Source organism: Acinetobacter sp. YH12226 (genome assembly GCF_013417805.1).
In the GTDB taxonomy this organism is placed as follows: Bacteria; Pseudomonadota; Gammaproteobacteria; order Pseudomonadales; family Moraxellaceae; genus Acinetobacter.
The window spans coordinates 1-18766 of record NZ_VPDG01000013.1 but is presented as its reverse complement, the minus strand read 5'-3'; the positions used below and the strand labels follow the sequence as shown (position 1 = coordinate 18766).

Here is an 18766-nt window from a genome sequence, read left to right as displayed (position 1 = left end):
GGGCGGGAAATGCAGCAGTAATTTTCACGTTAAATTGGCTCTCATAATTAAGCGTATCTGGTAGATGATGCCAGTTGATTCACTTCAAAAACTCGATCAATAAAGTTATTCTCCTCAAAAGAGGAAATAAGCTAGCCAGCAGATATTGAGTGATTTTTAAACGGATTTCCCATTAAAAAACATAAAATTAATAAGTATTAATAAAATATTTCCCTATAATTTTTGGTCGAAAATTCCGCTATAATCTCGAAAAATAGTCAAGAATCACAAAAATCAATAAAAAGGTGAAGAAAGCATGCCACTTATTCTGGTTGTTATTGGGATGATCGCATTCGGGGGATTTTGGGCTTATCCCAAATATCAGATTATGCAGCTTGAAGATGAAGCACGCACAGGGCTGAAATCAGGTGGATTTTCAGCTTTTGCGGAACAGGCCCGACCTGTCATGCAGGCCATGAAAATGGATTTTAGTGTGCTGGACCAATATCCCAATATCCGTTTTTACATGCGGCATATGGCTTATGAGGGTGATCAGCTGGATGAACGGATTAAACTGGATATGCAAGCCATGTCTTGTGAGTCGATCAACTCCTTTAAAGTCATGGAACCCAAGGCACGTACAGCGATGCTGAATGTACTGGAAGAGGATCAGATTATTTTTCATGTGTATCTGAAAAATAAACTGGGTGAAGAGCTCATGCATCATGAACAGAAGCTATCGCAATGTCCAAATTTCATTGCGGTTCGTCATTATGAACGTAGTTCAGATTCCTAAACTGTCTTTGCCAGCCACTGCATATCTGCCGAATTGAAAAGAATAGAACTGCAACCTCTCACCATATGCTGTTTTAGATTTTCATGGTGAGGAATGGCTGTATTCCTTGGTCGCAAATTCAATGATACGTTGGCAAGTTTCTGCCAGGCATACATTTTGGTTGGAGTAGATCTGTAACAACTGTCTCACTAGAGCCAACGTCAGGAAAAATTGGTACTCAGTATGATCAATATTTATAGTGAGATGGGGAGAAGGATGTGCTTCGACCAGAACTGCCTTGGATTGCAGTGTCCAAGGCAGTTCTGCATAGATCAAATCCTGTGCAGAAAATTCATGCTGATTCAGTAGGAGATAAAATAAATCCATTCATTCTGACTCCCTCAATGTTTGTAGGAATTTCTCAAGCGTCATTTATTCAAAGGCGCTGACATCTCCCATACCACGACGAATCACTTCTGGATGATCACCTGATAAATCTACAATAGAGGTCGTGCTTAACGTGCCTAAACCACTATCTACAAACACATCAATGCGTTTGCCCAGTTGCATTTCAATATCATAAGGATCATCGAGTGGGTCAGTCTGACCCGGTAAAATCAGGGTAGAGGTCAACAACGGTTCACCGAGTTCTTTGAGCAGCATCTGACACACCGGATTATTTGGAATGCGCAGACCAATGGTTTTTTTCTTGGGATGCATCAACCGACGCGGGACTTCGCTGGTCGCAGGTAAAATAAAGGTCGTAATAGCCGGTGTATTATTTTTCAGCAAACGGTACATGGCATTGTCCACCTTGGCATAAGTGGCAATATCGGACAAATCACAGCACAGAATCGCATATTGATGCTTTGGGCCCAGACCACGAATTTGCGCAATCCGCTCCATGGCACTCTTGTTCCCAATCTGGCAACCAATCGCATAGGCCGCATCAGTGGGATAGACCACCACATCACCCGCACGGATACGTTCCACTGCCTGACTGATTAAGCGGGGTTGCGGATTGTCTGGGTGTACGCGTAAATGCAGCATAGAGACTACTCCAAGCTTGGGCTGATGGCTTATTATGTGGCGCTCAGGCAAGATCTGGCAATCATAAAAAAGGTAGATTTGTGTAATTTAATCAAGCATTTCACGTATAAATTCATCAGATTGTAAACTTTTGCCACCTCTGATGCAGATACAGATACATTGCATAAAGCGAGCTGCATCACGTGGAAGTTTGGCTGTACCATTAAAATAAGCCTGTACTTGAGCGTAGACATTATCTTTAAAGCTAGCGCCATCACCGCCGTCGCCAGTCAGGTTATCCAAAGAAACCCGGAATTTACGGCCAAAAGCCTGGGCAAACATCCACTCAATTGCCTGTGGCTTGATTTCGACCTGTTCAAATAAAGCCTGCTGTTCGCGAGTACGGCCATCCGGAGCATACCAGTAACCCAGATCAGGCAGCAGACGGCGTTTGTCTCCGGCAATGGTCCAGTGGCTGATTTCATGCAAAGCGCTATTAAAGAAACCATGCGCAAACTGGATCCGGGCAGGACGGTCTGCGCTAGCAGGGAAATATTCTGGTTCAAATTCGCCACGCACTAAAGTGACATTTAAATGGGAAAACCAGTGATTAAAGTGTAAGATGAGCCAGTCCACTTGCTGCGCTTCTGACGATAAATTCGCCCATGGCGAGAGTTGCACTTGTTGTGTTGAACTGTCAGAATCAAGGCTTGGAATTGTGCTAACGAGTGATGAAACATTCACTTCTGTTTGCGGCTGCAACAGATGCATGACTTGAGTTACCCAAATGGTCTGTTGAAATAAGTACAAAATTGTATCTTAATCTTTGACAGAGTACTGATGAATTTGTAGAATTGCCGCCTTAATTATGTCAGCAAATACCTTTCCGGCACAGATTGAGCCGTTTAAATGGGCTGAACAGGGCTTTAAATGGTCAGGTCAACTGCCTTTATCCCGCTTTGTTCGTATCGCTCGTGAAGCTGTTGGATCAATTGATGATCAATTGATTAACATAGACTGTAAGCTATCAATGGATGCCTATCATCGTATTGCATGGCTAGATGGTCACGTTGAAACAAAAGTTCCTATGGAATGCCAGCGTTGTCTGGAAACTGTAGAAATTGAACTGGTTTCATCGTTCCATTTAGCACTTGTGGATGATGAGTCACTGATAGAGCGCTTGGATGAGGATGCTGATTTCATCGTCCTAGGTGAAAGTGAAGCAACGACCAAAGGTGATTATGATGCACCGGCGACCGCTGATTTGCTCGCGCTGATAGAAGATGAACTGTTATTGTTGATGCCGTTGTCGCCTAAACATGAGTTTTGTGAACATAAGCATCAACCTGCCGTAGAAGAAGTGGCTGAAGAAAAACGGGACAACCCGTTTGAAGTTTTGGCTGCTTTGAAGGGTAAACTTAACTAATTTTTGTGTTATACTCTTGTGTATAAGACAATCGAATTTGTTCTGATCCATTTTTTCGATCTTTGTAAGGAGCCATCATGGCCGTTCAGCAAAACCGTAAAAGTCGCTCTCGCCGTGACATGCGCCGTTCACATGACGCTTTAACCGAGAATGCATTAACTGTAGACCAAGCTACTGGCGAGACTCACCGTCGTCACCACGTATCTAAAGATGGTATCTACCGTGGTCGTCAATTATTCGCTAAAGCATCTGCTGAATAATTGGTGATGTATTAAGCGTCAAGCTTAGTAGAAAAAATGGGAGCATTTAGCTCCCTTTTTTTTGTCTTTGATTTTTAGGTGTATCGGTTTTTTGTTGTATTTGGCAATTACCGCCAGCAAGATTACATGCTAAATTGCGCTCCACAATGATTTAGGTGGTCTTATTGGTCAGTCTTCTTGTTAGGATTGAAGAAGCACACCTCTTGAATGAAAGGATTTTATTATGTCTGCTACACCACTCGAACAAGCAGCGCCAGCAACAAAAACTGCATTTGTGTTTCCGGGTCAGGGTTCCCAAAAAGCTGGTATGCTGGCTGAGCTTGCAGAACAGTTTGCGAGTATTCGCGAGACATTTGCAGAAGCATCTGAAGCCGTCGGTTTTGATCTGTGGCAGATTGCGCAAACTGGCGAAGGTCTGGATCAAACCGAATTTACCCAGCCGGTATTGCTGACTGCAAGTATTGCCTTATGGCGCGTGTGGTTGGAATCTGGCGGTGTAGCACCGAAATATCTTGCAGGCCATTCACTGGGTGAATACAGCGCACTGGTTGCATCAGGTGCTTTAAGCCTGGGTGATGCTGCGAAGCTAGTGAACTTGCGTGGCAAACTCATGCAGACTGCTGTACCTCAGGGTGTGGGTGCGATGGCTGCCATTTTGGGTCTGGACGATGCCAAAGTGATTGAGCTGTGTGCACAAGCAACTGCAGCAGGCGAAGGTTCTGTCGAAGCGGCGAACTACAATGCGCAAGGGCAGGTTGTCGTTGCAGGCAATAAAGATCGCGTTGAAGCAGTGATGGCATTGGCCAAAGAAAACGGCGGAAAAGCCATTGCATTGCCAGTATCGGTTCCATCGCATTGTTCATTGATGAAACCTGCTGCTGAACAGTTTGCTCCGGCATTGGAACAAACCGCCATTGAGCTGCCACGCATTCCTGTATTACAAAATGTAGGCGCGCAAGCGGCAACCAATGTAGATGAATTGCGTCAGGCGTTGACCGCGCAACTTTATGAGTCAGTACAATGGACCAAAACCTTACAATACCTTCAAGATGAAGGCATTGAGTACATCGTAGAATGTGGTCCGGGTAATGTATTGACCAACTTGGCGAAACGCTTGCCGAATATTCAAAAAGCACTTCCACTGGACAGTCAATCCCGTCTGGAAGATGCATTAAACACCGTATTGGCGGCAGAAGGGAAAAGTGCATGACACAGGAACGTAAAGTTGCTCTGGTAACAGGTGCAAGTCGTGGTATTGGTGCTGCGATCGCACAACAGTTGATTCAAGACGGTTATTTTGTCATAGGTACTGCAACGTCTGAAGCAGGTGCGGAAAAATTATCTGCACAGTTTGCTGAAAATGGTGCTGGAAGAGTACTAGATGTACGTGACGGTGCAGCGATTGATGGGCTGGTAACGGACATCGAACAGAACTATGGTCCAGTCCTTGCGTTGGTCAATAATGCCGGTATTACCAAAGACAATTTGCTGCTGCGTATGTCTGAAGATGACTGGGATGATATTTTAAATATTCACCTGAAAGCAGTTTACCGTTTGTCTAAGCGCGTACTCAAAGGCATGACCAAGGCGCGTTTCGGTCGCATCATCAACATCAGTTCTGTGGTGGCACACTTTGCCAACCCGGGTCAGGCCAACTATTCTGCTGCCAAAGCAGGTATTGAAGCATTTAGCCGTAGCCTTGCCAAAGAAATGGGTAGCCGTCAGATTACCGTAAACTCGGTAGCACCAGGTTTTATTGCGACTGAAATGACTGAGCAGCTAAGCGAAGAAATTCGTAAAAAGATGACTGAGCAGGTGGCATTAAACCGTTTAGGTGATCCGCAGGATATCGCAAATGCCGTAAGTTTCTTGGCTTCGGATAAAGCCAGTTACATTACTGGTACAGTTATGCATGTAAATGGGGGCTTATACATGAGCTAAGCTCAAGTATAAACTTTCCAAATTTTTTAGATTCAATTAAACTAACGGCATTAAAAACGCCACAAGCAATGAGGAGAATTCCTGTGAGCGATATCGAACAACGTGTTAAGCAAGCAGTTGCAGAACAACTTGGTATCAAAATCGAAGAGATTAAAAACGAAGCGTCTTTCATGGATGACTTAGGTGCAGATTCTCTAGATCTAGTTGAACTTGTTATGTCTTTCGAAAATGATTTCGACATCACGATTCCTGATGAAGATTCTAACGAAATCACAACTGTTCAATCTGCAATTGACTACGTTTCTAAGAAACTAGGTTAATCGCCGATTTCAGCTTTGCTGAACATAAAGACCACCCTTGAGGTGGTTTTTTTGTGTCTGCATTTCACATGAATGGAGGTTTTACAATCCATTACCTTTCTGTCACCAATGACTAACTATCTCTCTAGAGTTTTCATTATAAAAATAAGAGTGATGTGACATTAACAACAAGAATGGAGTCCGCTATGGGTCTTTTTGATTTTGTAAAAGGTATCGGTAAGAAGAATACAGCTGCTGCAGAACCACAGGCTGCACCTACAACGACAACGCCGACTGCAACACAACCTGCAGAGCCTTCTGCTCAGGAAGTGGCAAATAAACTACTCGGCCATGTGAAAAGTCTGGGCCTTCCGATCACTGGCTTATCCATCAGTTATAACTCCGCTTCTGATCTGGCGACGATCAGAGGTCAGGTACAAAGTCAGGCCGATCGTGAAAAGATCGTCCTGGCCGTGGGTAATATTGATCATGTGGCCAAAGTGGATGATCAGCTTACGGTAAGCAGTCCTGAGCCGGAAAGTAAGTTCTACACGGTGAAATCGGGTGACAGTTTGTCAAAAATCTCAAAAGAATTTTATGGTGATGTCAATCAGTATAATAAGATTTTTGAAGCCAACCGTCCGTTGCTCAAAGATGCAGATGATATTTTTCCGGGACAGGTGCTCCGCATTCCTGCTTGATTTTTAATAAGTCCAATTAATATTCGATCACAAAGCCCCGTTTGGGGCTTTGTTGTTTTTTTTGCCAGTAGCTTTAAAAAGCCATCACTACTAAATACCCAAGTCCAGATATAAACTTTCTTTGACTTCTTCCATCACCACATAACTGTGCGAGGAGGCGGAAGCGGGCAGTTTTTTCAGTAAATCCCCCAGTAAACGCCGATAAGCACTCATTTCTTTTAAACGCGCTTTGACCAGATAATCAAAATCACCGGAAATTAAATGGCATTCCAGGACTTCTGGAATCTCAGTCAGATTACGAGCCACCTGATCAAAGACATCACCTGATTTGGCTGAGAGTTTAATTTCCAGAAAAACCAGCAGGTTGCGCTCCAGCATTTCCGGATTTAAACGGGCGTAATAGCCCATGATGATGCCTTCACGCTCTAGCCGTTTTACCCGCTCTGAACAGGGTGTGGTCGATAGATTGACGCGTGCTGCAAGTTCGCTAATGGCAATCCGGCCATCGCGTTGCAGGATATCCAGAATCATGCGGTCAATGCGGTCTAATTTGCGCATCAATATTTCCCTCTTTTTTTTAATTCTGCCCGAAAAAACATTTATTTCACTGAATATACAGTCTGAATATAGTGAATTTAACTATTAAAGCAAAAATATACTAGTGAAATAAACTGAAAAGATGTTTGAGGGTTAAGGTAATGCGCGTATTGGTTTTAGGTAGTGGTGTGATTGGTGTGGCAAGCGCTTACTATCTGGCGCAGCAGGGAGCAACCGTGACTGTGTTGGATCGTCAGGTAGGTCCGGCGCAAGAAACCAGCTTCGGTAATGCCGGGCAGATTTCTCCAGGATATTCGACCCCTTGGGCTGCACCAGGTATTCCATTTAAGGCAGTCAAATGGATGTTTCAGCATCATGCACCGTTGGCGATCAATGTCGATGGCAGCTTGTGGCAATTGCAGTGGATGGCACAAATGCTGAAAAACTGTAATGCCCAGCATTATGCAGTCAATAAAGAACGGATGGTGCGTGTGGCTGAATACAGCCGTGACTGTTTACGTAATTTGCGCCGTGATATTGGCATCTCTTATGAAAACCGCGCGAAAGGTACTTTGCAGATTTTCCGTAAAGATGCGCAGCTGGATGCAGTTCAGCGCGATATCGAAGTTCTGAAGGAAACTGGAGTTGAGTTTGAACTGCTGGATCGCGATGGACTGGCGCGTGTAGAACCGGCATTGGCACAGGCAAAAGACAAACTGGTGGGTGGTCTTCATTTACCCAATGATGAAACAGGTGACTGCTATCTGTTTACCAATGCCCTGGCAGAACATGCCAAAGGGATGGGTGTAGAGTTTAAGTTTAATCAAAACGTTGAAAAGCTGATTGTAGAAGGTGACCAGATCAAAGGTGTTCTGGTGAATGGTCAGGTGCTCACGGCAGATAAATATGTGCTGGCCTTTGGTAGTTATTCACGTGATTTCCTCAAACCGCTTGAACTGAATTTACCGGTCTATCCGGTGAAAGGTTATTCACTGACCATTCCGATTTTAGATCCGGCCTATGCACCACAATCTACAGTACTGGATGAAACCTATAAAATTGCGATTACCCGTTTCGACCAGCGCATCCGCGTAGGGGGAATGGCTGAATTGAGCGGTTTTAATCTGGGATTAAATGAAGACCGTCGCGGCACGCTGGAAATGGTGACCCGTGATTTATTCCCGGGGGGTGACATGAATCAGGCCAGCTTCTGGACAGGCCTGCGTCCAATGACCCCGGACAGTACGCCAATTATTGGGAAAACCCGTTTTAAAAACCTGTTCCTGAATACTGGACATGGCACGCTGGGCTGGACCATGGCCTGCGGTTCAGGAAAATTAATCAGCGATCTGGTCTTGGCCCGTGATCCTGAAATCAGCACCGAAGGTCTGTCATTGGCGCGCTATCACCAGGCGGCTTAAGACCATCTGAGGCGGAATATTCAAGGAGGAATGTATGCCACGTCCCATTACTGCGATCATTCATCAGCAGGCGCTTGCGCATAATTTAAGTGTGGCGCGCCAATGTATGCCCAATAGTCAGGTATTTGCCGTGGTCAAGGCTAATGCCTATGGGCACGGGATTGAACGGGTCTATGCTGCACTTCAAGGTGCAGACGGTTTTGCTTTTCTGGATATTGAAGAGGGCACGCGCCTACGTGCGCTGGGATGCAAGAAGCCGCTGCTGTTGCTCGAAGGTATTTTCGCTCTCGCGGATTTATTTGAATGTGCGAAGCATGAAATGAGCTTTGCCATTCATTCCCGACATCAAGTGCAATGGCTGAAACAGTTTGCCGAAATAGCGCCGGATGCACAGTTTGATGTGTATTTGAAAATGAACAGCGGCATGAACCGTCTGGGTTTCGAGCCGCAGCAATATGCAGAGATCTGGCAGGAGCTGCAACAGCTGAACACTGTCCGTTCCATTACCCATATGACCCATTTCTCCGATGCGGATGGCCAGCGTTTTGGCGTGGACGGGATTCAGTATCAAAACCTGATTTTTAGCCAGTCCATTCAGGGGCTTGAAGGTAAAATCTCGCTCAGTAATAGCGCAGCCATTCTGCGGCATCATCAAACCCTTCATTCAGACATTGTACGTAGCGGCATCATGCTGTATGGCAGTTCACCAGATTATCCAACACACACGATTCAAGACTGGAATCTGCAACCGAGCATGAGCTTGCGCAGTGAAATTATTGCCATTCAAACGATCCAGACAGGTCAGAGTGTTGGCTATGGTTCCAAATTTATTGCCATGCAGGAAATGCGGGTCGGGATTGTGGCCTGTGGTTATGCCGATGGTTATCAACGACTATCGGAGACCGGTACACCCTTGCTGGTAGATTCAATCAAAACGCACACATTGGGTCGAATCAGTATGGATATGCTGGCGGTAGATCTGACTGCACTGCCGCACGCAGATATAGGTAGTGAAGTGGTACTTTGGGGCCAATCTTCCCAAGGTGTGGTTTTGCCGATTGATGAAGTGGCGGCCAGTTCAGGCACCATCGGCTATGAGCTGATGTGTGCGGTGACCGCTCGGGTTCATTTCCAGATTGACGCTTAAATTTTTAATTTAAATTTTATTTAAATATCCCAAACAAGGAATATCAGCATGACACAGGCAAATACAGCCATTCAGCGACTCAACAGCAATCAAATCATGAGTGCGGTGACGATTCATCAGCAAACCGTGTATCTATCGGGTCAGGTGCCGAATAGCACGGATCTGGATGTACGCGGACAAACACTGGAAGTCTTTGCAAAAATTGAGGAATTGCTCGCATTGGCAAATACCGATAAAAGCCAGCTGCTTTCTGCACAATTATTTGTCAAGCATCTAGATGATTTTGCTACCGTAAACCAGCTTTGGGTGGAATGGTTACGAGGTCATGGTACGCCGGCACGTGCTACGATTCAGGCAGATTTGGTCAATCCGGACTGGCTGATTGAAATTGCAGTCATTGCAGCTCAAGCTTAATTGAATTTTTGATATTGAAATCTCCCATGCAATGATTTAAGTCGTTTTAGTGCAGTAAATCTCACTGAACAGCGCAGTAAAAAGTATGAAAATGTCATATAAGCGTTCGAGGACTGAACGTTGTAAATTCAGCTTGATGCTGTTGTAAAGATTAAAAAGGATGTAAAAATGAAAACCACCCCGGGCACAGAAGACGTAAAATCGTCGCCGCATGAGTTGCAACGAAAACTCTCTAACCGACATTTGCAGTTAATCGCCATTGGTGGCTGTATCGGTACTGGCCTGTTTATGGGATCGGGAAAAACCATCTCCCTGGCAGGCCCTTCAATTTTGATCATTTATATGATCATTGGTGGCATGTTCTTCTTCCTGATGCGTGCGTTGGGTGAAATGCTGTTGTCCAATCTGCATTACAAATCTTTTATTGATATGGCCCATGACCTGATCGGGCCGGGTGCTGGCTATTATATTGGCTGGTCGTACTGGCTGGGTTGGGTGCTGGTAGGGATTGCCGATCTCGCGGCGATTATTAACTATCTGAGTTTCTGGTTGCCCGAAGGCATGGCCTTTACCCCGATGGGGCAGGCGATGATTAGTGTGGGTTGTGTGCTGTTTATTCTCGCGATTAACTTGGTCACGGTAAAACTGTTTGGTGAGATTGAATTCTGGTTCGCACTAATCAAGATTTTAGCCATTCTTGGTTTGATCTTTGTCGGTGGTTATATGGTGTTTAGCGGTTTTCAGGCACCGAGTGGCGCCGTCGCCAGCTTTAGTAATGTCTGGGCGCATGGTGGCTTATTTCCCAAAGGCTTTACTGGTTTTCTGGCAGGCTTCCAGATTGCCATGTTTGCCTTTGTCGGGGTGGAACTGCTCGGTACGATGGCGGCAGAAACCAAAGATCCGGAAAAGAATTTACCCAAAGCGGTCAACGCCATTCCTACGCGGATCATTCTGTTCTATGTATTGTCATTGCTGATGATCATGTCAGTTACACCATGGCATTTGATTCCTGCGGATCAAAGTCCATTTGTGAGTTTGTTCCTGTATGCCGGTATTCCAACTTCAGCCATTATCATGAACCTGGTGGTATTGTCGTCAGTGATGTCCTCTATGAACAGTGGGGTATTCTCGACCAGTCGTATGTTGTTTGGTTTGGCACGTGATGGACAGGCGCCTCAAGCTTTAGCGCGGTTATCTAGTCGGGCAGTACCAGCCACAGGGTTATTTTTCTCCTGTGCTTTTATTATGTTGGGGGCAGCATTTCAGTATTTTGTACCAAACACCATGGAAGCTTTTACTCTGGCAAGTTCGCTGTGTGTGATCCTGTTTATTAGTATCTGGAGCATCATCATGGTGTGCTATATCCGTTACCGTAAGCAGCAACCGCAAAAGCATGCCGCCTCGACCTTTAAAATGCCGGGTGGGGTATGGATGTCTTATGTGGTATTGGCATTCCTGTTATTCGCCTTGATTATTTTAAGCCTGGAACCTGACACTCTAAAAGCTCTGATGATCAGTCCTTTATGGTTGATTATTCTGGCGGTGACCTATCGACTGCTGTATAAGCCACGTATGCGTCAGCGTGGTAATCATTAAATATTCAGACATAAAAAATCCCCGACTGATCGGGGATTTTTTTTGATTGCGTGGGTGAATTAGAAAGTAGGTTTAACCACGACTAAAATCACCACTGCAAATAAGATCAAGGTTGGCATCTCATTAAAATAACGCCAAAACTTGTGTGACTTGTAGTGTGCATTACCAATCAGCTTCTTGCGGTAATAACCACACACCAGATGGTAAATCACCAATAAGCCGACCAGGCCGACTTTAAGGTAAAACCATAAGGCTTCATGGTAATGACGCGTTGCATCACCCCAATCCACCAGAAAGTGTGCCGTAATCAAGGTGGCCAACATGGCTGGCCACATGATGCCACGGTACAACTTGCGTTCCATGACTTCAAAGCGTTGATGACTGATGGCATCTTCGCTCATGGCATGATAAACATATAAACGTGGCAAGTAGAACAAAGCCGCGAACCAGCAAACTACTGCAATAATATGTAATGCTTTTACCCACAAGAAAGCATCAGAAGGAGCATCCATCAAGTCACCCTAAATTGGGCAGCTTAGCCTTCCCACTTTTTGAAAATGAGACAAGCATTTACGCCGCCGAAACCGAAACTGTTACTCATCACAGTATTCAATTTTGCGTCACGTTTTTCAAGCACGATATCAAACGGTTTCGCGCCTTCATCCAGCTCGGTCACGTTGATGTTTGGCGCAATAAAGTCATTTTGCATCATCAGAACCGAATAAATCGCTTCCTGAACACCAGCAGCACCCAGACTGTGACCCGTCATTGATTTGGTTGAGCTTAATGGAGGAACCTGGCCTTCACCGAAAGCACGTTCCATTGCTTTAAGTTCTGTGATGTCACCCGCTGGAGTAGAAGTACCATGTGTGTTTACATAGTCAATTTTATCGACACCGTGTTGCTTTGCTTCTTCTAAAGCCATCAGTACGCAACGTGTTGCACCTTCACCAGATGGTGCAACCATATCAGCACCATCTGAGTTAGCTGCATAGCCTACGACCTCGGCAAGAATGTTAGCACCACGCGCTTGCGCATGTTCCAAAGACTCAAGGATCACAAAACCGCCACCACCGGCAATCACGAAACCGTCACGGTCTGCAGAATAAGGGCGTGATGCTGTTTCAGGGCTGTCATTGTATTTAGAGCAAAGTGCGCCCATCGCATCAAACAACAAGCTTTGTGACCAGTGATCTTCTTCACCGCCACCCGCCAGCATTAAATCTTGTTTGCCGAGTTGAATCAGGTTGTAGGCATAACCAATCGCATCCGCAGAGGTTGCACATGCGCTGGTAATGGTATGCGCCACGCCTTGTAATTTGAATGCAACGCCAACGTTTGCTGTAATGGTGTTGGTCATATTACGTGGTACAAAGAAAGGACCGACTTTACGCGCACCTTTGGTTTGCAATAATTCGTTCATTTCAATAACAGAAGCAGTTGAACCGCCACCTGAACCACCCGCGATACCATAGCGTGGGTTGCCAGCTAGATCTTCAACCTTTAAACCTGCATGTTCAACTGCAGCAAGAGCTGAGTTGTACGCATACATTGCACATACACCCATAAAGCGTTTCAGTTTGCGGTCGATCCCGTCGAAATCCTGCTCGGCTGCAGCACTGACATGACTTTTGAAATTGAGTTCAGCATAAGTCGGATTAAAACGTGTTCCTGAAATCCCGTTTTGTAAAGAATGGTTTACATCCTCTAATGTATTACCAATACATGAGTTGATACCCATGCCAGTGATGACAACACGTTTCATCTACAGATCCTTATAGTTTGCTCTATGCTCAGCGGCAGATATCTGGGTTTTAAAATCGCCCAATCCAGCGCTTAGCCTTATTTCATGATGGGGAACATGATAGCAGAAAGACTTTTGAAATCTTATGGCAAATGTTATGCCGTGTGACAGTCGGTTGAGTTTGTGAGTCGGCATGTAGGGGTTTTACTAAATGAAACAGAATAAAGTTGAGATAAACGCTGACTACACCTAGTATTTATACCAAATACAAGCACATGAATGCTGAGGTAAAAAATGGTAAATGCTAATAATAAACAATCTAATGGTCTGATTTCGAATGCCTTTGGAGTGGCGAAAAAGTTCAGTTCAACCGGATTGGATTTATTGAATCATGTTGCGCCGGATTCGGTGACTAAAGCGCTGAAGCCTTCTAACTCCGATCAGGTGATTGATGGTTCGGCGAAGACGAAAAGCGCTTTTTCAGCTAAAAAATATGATAATCCTCAGCAAATGCTTCGCGAGCATCTTCCAAATGTATCGCGCCAACTTCTCGGACGCCGTTTTAATACCGTGAATAATGTCGCGCATTTTGTCTCTCCCGATCTGACCGAAAAAGTGTCTAACTACTTTTATGACCGTCTGAATCAATTCAGTAATCAAACCAGTTCGGTGGATGCCATCCTGAGTGAAGCGGGAGCGAAAGATTTAGAGGAATTGACTCAGGATGTTGACCGATCCAAGCGAATTTCACAGGCTTTAGGCGAACAAAACAAATGGATTGCAACGGTGCAGGGGGCAGTGAGTGGTGCTTCAGGGATGCTTGGTACTGCCATTGATATTCCAGCCTCTTTGCTCATGGCATTGCGTACCATCTATCAAGTCGGTCGCTCTTATGGTTTTGACCTGAGTAAAGAAGATGATCAGGAAATCGTTCAGCATATCTTTAGACAGATTGACCTGAGCCTGATTGCGGAAAAACAGACCTTATTATTAGGTTTAAAAGCTTTAAGTAATACACTTAAAACTCATGATATCTCGCAGTTACAAGCCATGCTAGGTTCTGATAATGATGTCAGCGCCATCAAGCAATGGTTAAGTCGTCATGAGGGAGAGGCTAAATGGGAATGGATGAATCATCTGCCAAAAATTTCGATTCTGGAGCGATTAACCAAACTGACGCCTCTGGCGAGTGCTGGTATTGGCGCTGTATATAGCCATCGTTTTGTCGAGGATGTAAATCAGAAAGCTCAGGAAGCATTCTCGCATGCACGTCAATACCTGATTCAGCATCAGGATTCGCAATTGTCTCCTTATGCTGCCTATGAAAAAGCAGTCAGTTTGTTACAACAGGCAACTCCGAAACTCCTAAATGGTGCCTCTCACGATGTTGAGCCTGCGAAAGATAAGCCGATCATGGATAAAGATATTGCGATTGAAGGCAATAACACGATTACCCAAGTCAAGCTGGTCAAAAAAGAGCAGAATGATCTAAGCTCTGAAGAAGCAGAAGTGAAGAAAGATGAAAAGGTGAGTGAAGGGCTGGAGGCGCTTAACGATGAGTTGGTTGAACCTGCGGTAGATAAGCAGTCGCAACAACCCGCTTTAACCAAAACTTCATTTGATCCGGAAATCGAAGCTGAACTGCATCCAGAAGCTGCTGACGAGGCAGAGGCTGCTACGGAAACTTCACAGCAGGGTGCAGAGGATCAAGAAAATTCGGAAACTGAATCTGAAGCTCAAGACGTTATCAAAAAAGCCGGTAAAAATTCAAAAAAATAAGCGAATTTTGAAGGTAAATAAAAGCAAGCAAATGTCGTGAGAAACGGCATTTGCTTGGCTTGAGTAGGTTGACCAATTTTGCATCTTGAATTACAATTGCATGCCCTCAAAAAGTAGTAGTTTTTGGGGCTTTTTATTAACGGGAGAATTGCCAAATGGCAACAACAAATCAGTTGATCCGCAAGGGTCGTACGACTTTAGTTGAAAAATCTAAAGTTCCTGCGTTGAAGGCTTGTCCACAGCGCCGTGGTGTTTGTACACGTGTTTACACAACTACACCTAAAAAACCTAACTCAGCAATGCGTAAAGTTTGCCGTGTTCGCTTAACTTCAGGTTTCGAAGTTTCTAGCTACATCGGTGGTGAAGGCCATAACCTACAAGAGCACAGTGTTGTTCTTATCCGTGGTGGTCGTGTTAAAGACTTACCAGGTGTACGTTACCATACCGTTCGTGGTTCTTTAGACTGTGCTGGTGTTAAAGATCGTAACCAGTCTCGTTCTAAATACGGTACTAAACGTCCTAAGAAATAATTCGTTAAGAATTAAATTTTAAGAACGTAGAACCGCAATCCTTTATCGTCTCGCTTGTCTGATTTCTGCATTAATTTTGTGAAAATTCCAAGCGACGTATAGTAAGGCCAGCGAGTAGTACATGACACTTTGTACTCATGCTGGATAAACCTGAAGTGTCATCTTTATAGGTAGTTTAAAATGCCAAGACGTCGCGTAGTCGCTGCTCGTGAAATCCTTCCGGATCCTAAGTTCAGCAGCCAAACAATCGCTAAATTCATGAACCACGTAATGCAAGATGGTAAAAAATCTATTGCTGAAAGTATCGTTTACGGTGCTTTAGACCGCGTTCAAGAAAAATCTAAAGTAGACCCAGTTGAATTTTTCGAGACTACTCTTGAAAAAGTTCGTCCTATGGTCGAAGTAAAAGCACGCCGTGTTGGTGGTGCTACATACCAAGTTCCTATGGAAGTACGCCCATCCCGTCGTACTGCTCTAGCGATGCGTTGGTTAGTAGATGCTGCTGCTAAGCGTTCTGAAAAAACTATGGCTTTACGTCTTGCTGGCGAGTTGCTTGATGCATCTGAAGGCAAAGGCGCTGCGGTTAAGAAACGTGAAGATGTGCACCGTATGGCTGAAGCCAACAAAGCATTCTCTCACTACCGTTTCTAAGCAGATAAAACAGGCCCTATTCAGGAGGATGGTAAGACCGTCATGGTTTTGTCACCAAAGCGCTTTAAGTTGCTATGCAGCTTAAAGCGTCCTGTTTTAAACAACAAAATTTAGGAATGCTAGAAATCATGGCACGTCAAACCCCAATTTCTCGTTACCGTAACATTGGTATTTCTGCGCACATCGACGCAGGTAAGACAACCACTTCTGAACGTATTTTGTTCTACACAGGTGAGAGCCATAAGCTTGGTGAAACTCACGAAGGTTCGGCAACTACGGACTGGATGGAACAAGAGCAAGAACGCGGTATTACCATTACCTCAGCAGCTGTAACATGCTTCTGGAAAGGTATGGGCAACCAGTTCGAACAACACCGTATTAACGTAATTGACACCCCGGGACACGTTGACTTCACGATCGAAGTTGAGCGTTCTATGCGTGTTCTTGACGGTGCGTGCATGGTTTACTGTGCTGTAGGTGGTGTTCAGCCGCAGTCAGAAACTGTATGGCGTCAAGCAAATAAATATAAAGTTCCACGTATTGCGTTCGTTAACAAAATGGACCGTACTGGCGCGAACTTCTTCCGTGCAGTTGAACAAGTTAAAACACGTCTTGGCGGTAATCCAGTGCCAATCGTTGTTCCAATTGGTGCAGAAGAAAACTTCCAGGGTGTTGTTGACCTAATCGAAATGAAAGCGATTATCTGGGATGAAGCATCTCAAGGTATGAAGTTCGAATATGGCGAAATCCCTGCTGAATTACTTGAGCTAGCTCAGGAATGGCGTACTAACATGGTTGAAGCTGCTGCGGAAGCATCAGAAGAACTCATGGACAAGTACCTAGAAGGCGAAGAGCTTACTAAAGAAGAAATCGTTGGCGGTATCCGTAAGCGTACATTAGCGAACGAAATCCAACCAATGCTTTGTGGTTCAGCATTCAAAAACAAAGGTGTTCAACGTATGTTGGACGCAGTAATTGAATTCTTGCCAGCACCGACTGACGTTGAAGCGATCAAGGGTATCCTTGATGACAAAGCTGAGTCTGAAGGTTCTCGTGAAGCATCTGACGAAGCACCGTTTGCTGCGTTAGCGTTCAAAATCATGAACGACAAATTCGTTGGTAACTTAACGTTCGTACGTGTTTATTCTGGTGTTCTTAAAGCGGGTAGCCCGTGTTATAACCCAGTAAAAATGAAGCGTGAGCGTGTTGGCCGTATCGTACAGATGCACGCAAACGATCGTCATGACATCGAAGAAATTCGTGCGGGCGATATCGCGGCATGTGTAGGTCTTAAAGACACGACTACTGGTGATACATTATGTGATGAAAATCACATCATTACACTAGAGCGTATGGAATTCCCAGAGCCAGTAATTGCACTTGCAGTTGAGCCTAAAACTAAAGCTGACCAAGAAAAAATGTCAGTTGCTTTAGGTCGCTTGGCGAAAGAAGATCCATCATTCCGCGTTCGTACAGATGAAGAATCTGGTCAAACGATTATTGCTGGTATGGGTGAGCTTCACCTTGACATCATTGTTGATCGTATGAAGCGTGAATTCGGTGTTGAAGCGAACATTGGTAAGCCAATGGTTTCTTACCGTGAAACGATCAAAAAGTCTGTTGAGCAAGAAGGTAAATTCGTACGTCAAACAGGTGGTAAAGGTAAATTCGGTCACGTATATGTACGTTTAGAGCCGATGGATCCTGAATCTGAAAAAGATTACGAATTCGTTGAAGAAGTTGTAGGTGGTGTTGTACCTAAAGAATTCTTCGGCGCGGTTGACAAAGGTATTCAAGAACGTATGAAGAATGGCGTTTTGGCTGGCTACCCAGTAGTTGGCATTAAAGCGACATTGTTTGACGGTTCTTACCATGACGTCGACTCTGACGAATTGTCGTTCAAAATGGCGGGTTCTTATGCCTTCCGTGATGGTTTCATGAAAGCGGATCCTATCCTTCTTGAACCGATCATGAAAGTTGAAGTAGAAACTCCAGAAGACTACATGGGCGATATCATGGGTGACTTAAACCGTCGTCGTGGTATGGTTCAGGGTATGGACGATCTTCCTGGTGGTACTAAAGCCATTCGTGCTGAAGTTCCATTGGCTGAGATGTTTGGTTACGCAACTCATATGCGTTCTATGTCTCAAGGTCGTGCGACTTACTCTATGGAATTTGCTAAATATGCTGAAACTCCACGTAACGTGGCTGAAGGCATCATTTCTAAGTTCCAATCTGGCGGTAAAAAAGGTGACGACGAGTAATCTTTCGATTACTATAAGCCCAAACTAATTCATAGTTAAACCCAAGTGCTCATGCAGTGATCCTGCATGAGTAGTTTAAAAAGGAAGATCTCATGGCTAAGGCTAAGTTTGAACGTAATAAGCCACACGTTAACGTGGGCACAATTGGTCACGTTGACCATGGTAAAACAACTTTAACAGCTGCAATTGCAACTGTATGTGCGAAGAAATTCGGTGGCGAAGCGAAAGACTACGCTGCAATCGACTCTGCACCAGAAGAAAAAGCACGTGGTA

The 18766-nt window shown here is 44.8% G+C and carries 22 protein-coding genes; 16 read left to right on the top strand and 6 right to left on the bottom strand.

Annotated elements, in window-relative coordinates:
* Positions 1–295 precede the first annotated feature (295 nt).
* The gene (locus FTV08_RS12065; protein WP_071851463.1) at positions 296–775 is read left to right on the top strand and encodes a hypothetical protein; all 480 of its coding nucleotides are present in this window, start codon (positions 296–298) and stop codon (positions 773–775) included.
* A gap of 81 nt (positions 776–856) precedes the next feature.
* Here the strand turns inward: FTV08_RS12065 and FTV08_RS12060 are convergent, their stop codons facing one another.
* The 3 genes from FTV08_RS12060 to FTV08_RS12050 form a co-directional block, all read right to left on the bottom strand.
* Positions 857–1141, bottom strand: a complete 285-nt coding sequence (locus tag FTV08_RS12060; protein WP_168386737.1) for a hypothetical protein — start codon at positions 1139–1141, stop codon at positions 857–859.
* A 45-nt stretch (positions 1142–1186) separates the two neighbouring features.
* Positions 1187–1804: an L-threonylcarbamoyladenylate synthase gene (locus FTV08_RS12055; protein WP_004646095.1), complete on the bottom strand. Its 618-nt coding sequence runs from the start codon at positions 1802–1804 to the stop codon at positions 1187–1189.
* A gap of 87 nt (positions 1805–1891) precedes the next feature.
* Positions 1892–2554, bottom strand: a complete 663-nt coding sequence (locus FTV08_RS12050; protein WP_180087434.1) for an elongation factor P hydroxylase — start codon at positions 2552–2554, stop codon at positions 1892–1894.
* Between the two features lie 97 nt (positions 2555–2651).
* Between FTV08_RS12050 and FTV08_RS12045 the strand changes: the two genes are divergently transcribed.
* The 6 genes from FTV08_RS12045 (at position 2652) to lysM (ending at position 6410) form a co-directional block, all read left to right on the top strand.
* The gene (locus FTV08_RS12045) at positions 2652–3209 is read left to right on the top strand and encodes a DUF177 domain-containing protein (RefSeq protein ID WP_004279226.1); all 558 of its coding nucleotides are present in this window, start codon (positions 2652–2654) and stop codon (positions 3207–3209) included.
* Between the two features lie 77 nt (positions 3210–3286).
* Positions 3287–3469 (top strand): 50S ribosomal protein L32, encoded by a 183-nt coding sequence (gene rpmF, locus FTV08_RS12040; protein ID WP_004279227.1) that lies wholly within the window; start codon positions 3287–3289, stop codon positions 3467–3469.
* Positions 3470–3692: 223 nt separating this feature from the next.
* Positions 3693–4679, top strand: coding sequence for an ACP S-malonyltransferase (gene fabD / locus FTV08_RS12035; protein ID WP_004730620.1), 987 nt, complete (start codon positions 3693–3695; stop codon positions 4677–4679).
* Positions 4676–5410, top strand: a complete 735-nt coding sequence (gene fabG, locus FTV08_RS12030) for a 3-oxoacyl-ACP reductase FabG (protein WP_004279229.1) — start codon at positions 4676–4678, stop codon at positions 5408–5410. Before fabD ends, fabG begins: the two co-directional genes overlap by 4 nt.
* Before the next feature lie 83 nt (positions 5411–5493).
* Complete coding sequence (acpP, locus tag FTV08_RS12025; RefSeq protein WP_004646101.1) at positions 5494–5730, top strand: acyl carrier protein; 237 nt, start codon at positions 5494–5496, stop codon at positions 5728–5730.
* A gap of 185 nt (positions 5731–5915) precedes the next feature.
* Positions 5916–6410, top strand: a complete 495-nt coding sequence (lysM, locus tag FTV08_RS12020; RefSeq protein ID WP_168386740.1) for a peptidoglycan-binding protein LysM — start codon at positions 5916–5918, stop codon at positions 6408–6410.
* A 90-nt stretch (positions 6411–6500) separates the two neighbouring features.
* Here the strand turns inward: lysM and FTV08_RS12015 are convergent, their stop codons facing one another.
* Complete coding sequence (locus FTV08_RS12015) at positions 6501–6968, bottom strand: Lrp/AsnC ligand binding domain-containing protein (protein ID WP_004646102.1); 468 nt, start codon at positions 6966–6968, stop codon at positions 6501–6503.
* A 140-nt stretch (positions 6969–7108) separates the two neighbouring features.
* Here FTV08_RS12015 and FTV08_RS12010 point away from each other — a divergent pair, with 140 nt between their 5' ends.
* From FTV08_RS12010 to FTV08_RS11995, 4 genes are all read left to right on the top strand, one after another.
* Positions 7109–8368 (top strand): D-amino acid dehydrogenase, encoded by a 1260-nt coding sequence (locus FTV08_RS12010; RefSeq protein ID WP_168386741.1) that lies wholly within the window; start codon positions 7109–7111, stop codon positions 8366–8368.
* Positions 8369–8402: 34 nt separating this feature from the next.
* The gene (gene alr, locus FTV08_RS12005) at positions 8403–9515 is read left to right on the top strand and encodes an alanine racemase (RefSeq protein ID WP_168386742.1); all 1113 of its coding nucleotides are present in this window, start codon (positions 8403–8405) and stop codon (positions 9513–9515) included.
* A gap of 48 nt (positions 9516–9563) precedes the next feature.
* Positions 9564–9929, top strand: a complete 366-nt coding sequence (locus tag FTV08_RS12000; protein WP_114541406.1) for a RidA family protein — start codon at positions 9564–9566, stop codon at positions 9927–9929.
* A 168-nt stretch (positions 9930–10097) separates the two neighbouring features.
* Positions 10098–11525, top strand: a complete 1428-nt coding sequence (locus tag FTV08_RS11995; protein WP_168386743.1) for an amino acid permease — start codon at positions 10098–10100, stop codon at positions 11523–11525.
* Between the two features lie 59 nt (positions 11526–11584).
* Here FTV08_RS11995 and FTV08_RS11990 read toward each other — a convergent pair whose 3' ends face one another.
* Both FTV08_RS11990 and FTV08_RS11985 read right to left on the bottom strand, forming a co-directional pair.
* A complete protein-coding gene (locus FTV08_RS11990) occupies positions 11585–12037 on the bottom strand; it encodes a CopD family protein (RefSeq protein ID WP_004730607.1) in 453 nt (150 codons plus the stop codon).
* Positions 12038–12060: 23 nt separating this feature from the next.
* Entirely contained in the window at positions 12061–13290 is a 1230-nt protein-coding gene (locus FTV08_RS11985; protein ID WP_004730606.1) for a beta-ketoacyl synthase N-terminal-like domain-containing protein, read from the bottom strand.
* 273 nt (positions 13291–13563) lie between these two features.
* Between FTV08_RS11985 and FTV08_RS11980 the strand changes: the two genes are divergently transcribed.
* The 5 genes from FTV08_RS11980 to FTV08_RS11960 form a co-directional block, all read left to right on the top strand.
* Positions 13564–15048: an EcsC family protein gene (locus FTV08_RS11980; RefSeq protein WP_180087405.1), complete on the top strand. Its 1485-nt coding sequence runs from the start codon at positions 13564–13566 to the stop codon at positions 15046–15048.
* A gap of 155 nt (positions 15049–15203) precedes the next feature.
* A complete protein-coding gene (rpsL, locus tag FTV08_RS11975) occupies positions 15204–15578 on the top strand; it encodes a 30S ribosomal protein S12 (RefSeq protein ID WP_002050319.1) in 375 nt (124 codons plus the stop codon).
* A gap of 180 nt (positions 15579–15758) precedes the next feature.
* Positions 15759–16229, top strand: a complete 471-nt coding sequence (gene rpsG / locus FTV08_RS11970; protein WP_004279240.1) for a 30S ribosomal protein S7 — start codon at positions 15759–15761, stop codon at positions 16227–16229.
* Positions 16230–16357: 128 nt separating this feature from the next.
* The gene (gene fusA, locus FTV08_RS11965; protein WP_005251123.1) at positions 16358–18493 is read left to right on the top strand and encodes an elongation factor G; all 2136 of its coding nucleotides are present in this window, start codon (positions 16358–16360) and stop codon (positions 18491–18493) included.
* Positions 18494–18585: 92 nt separating this feature from the next.
* A partial coding sequence (locus tag FTV08_RS11960) for a GTP-binding protein (protein WP_257221205.1) occupies positions 18586–18766 on the top strand: 181 nt, incomplete at its 3' end.

Bases quoted from the DNA above. Each gene is read 5' to 3' on its own strand.
- FTV08_RS12065 (WP_071851463.1), top strand. From the start codon at position 296: ATGCCACTTATTCTGGTTGTTATTGGGATGATCGCATTCGGGGGATTT.
- fabG (WP_004279229.1), top strand. From the start codon at position 4,676: ATGACACAGGAACGTAAAGTTGCTCTGGTAACAGGTGCAAGTCGTGGT.
- rpmF (WP_004279227.1), top strand. From the start codon at position 3,287: ATGGCCGTTCAGCAAAACCGTAAAAGTCGCTCTCGCCGTGACATGCGC.
- FTV08_RS12045 (WP_004279226.1), top strand. From the start codon at position 2,652: ATGTCAGCAAATACCTTTCCGGCACAGATTGAGCCGTTTAAATGGGCT.
- rpsL (WP_002050319.1), top strand. From the start codon at position 15,204: ATGGCAACAACAAATCAGTTGATCCGCAAGGGTCGTACGACTTTAGTT.
- lysM (WP_168386740.1), top strand. From the start codon at position 5,916: ATGGGTCTTTTTGATTTTGTAAAAGGTATCGGTAAGAAGAATACAGCT.
- FTV08_RS12050 (WP_180087434.1), bottom strand. From the start codon at position 2,554: ATGCATCTGTTGCAGCCGCAAACAGAAGTGAATGTTTCATCACTCGTT.
- FTV08_RS12060 (WP_168386737.1), bottom strand. From the start codon at position 1,141: ATGGATTTATTTTATCTCCTACTGAATCAGCATGAATTTTCTGCACAG.
- FTV08_RS12000 (WP_114541406.1), top strand. From the start codon at position 9,564: ATGACACAGGCAAATACAGCCATTCAGCGACTCAACAGCAATCAAATC.
- FTV08_RS11985 (WP_004730606.1), bottom strand. From the start codon at position 13,290: ATGAAACGTGTTGTCATCACTGGCATGGGTATCAACTCATGTATTGGT.
- rpsG (WP_004279240.1), top strand. From the start codon at position 15,759: ATGCCAAGACGTCGCGTAGTCGCTGCTCGTGAAATCCTTCCGGATCCT.
- FTV08_RS11980 (WP_180087405.1), top strand. From the start codon at position 13,564: ATGGTAAATGCTAATAATAAACAATCTAATGGTCTGATTTCGAATGCC.
- FTV08_RS12010 (WP_168386741.1), top strand. From the start codon at position 7,109: ATGCGCGTATTGGTTTTAGGTAGTGGTGTGATTGGTGTGGCAAGCGCT.
- fabD (WP_004730620.1), top strand. From the start codon at position 3,693: ATGTCTGCTACACCACTCGAACAAGCAGCGCCAGCAACAAAAACTGCA.
- FTV08_RS12015 (WP_004646102.1), bottom strand. From the start codon at position 6,968: ATGCGCAAATTAGACCGCATTGACCGCATGATTCTGGATATCCTGCAA.
- FTV08_RS12055 (WP_004646095.1), bottom strand. From the start codon at position 1,804: ATGCTGCATTTACGCGTACACCCAGACAATCCGCAACCCCGCTTAATC.
- fusA (WP_005251123.1), top strand. From the start codon at position 16,358: ATGGCACGTCAAACCCCAATTTCTCGTTACCGTAACATTGGTATTTCT.
- alr (WP_168386742.1), top strand. From the start codon at position 8,403: ATGCCACGTCCCATTACTGCGATCATTCATCAGCAGGCGCTTGCGCAT.
- FTV08_RS11990 (WP_004730607.1), bottom strand. From the start codon at position 12,037: ATGGATGCTCCTTCTGATGCTTTCTTGTGGGTAAAAGCATTACATATT.
- FTV08_RS11995 (WP_168386743.1), top strand. From the start codon at position 10,098: ATGAAAACCACCCCGGGCACAGAAGACGTAAAATCGTCGCCGCATGAG.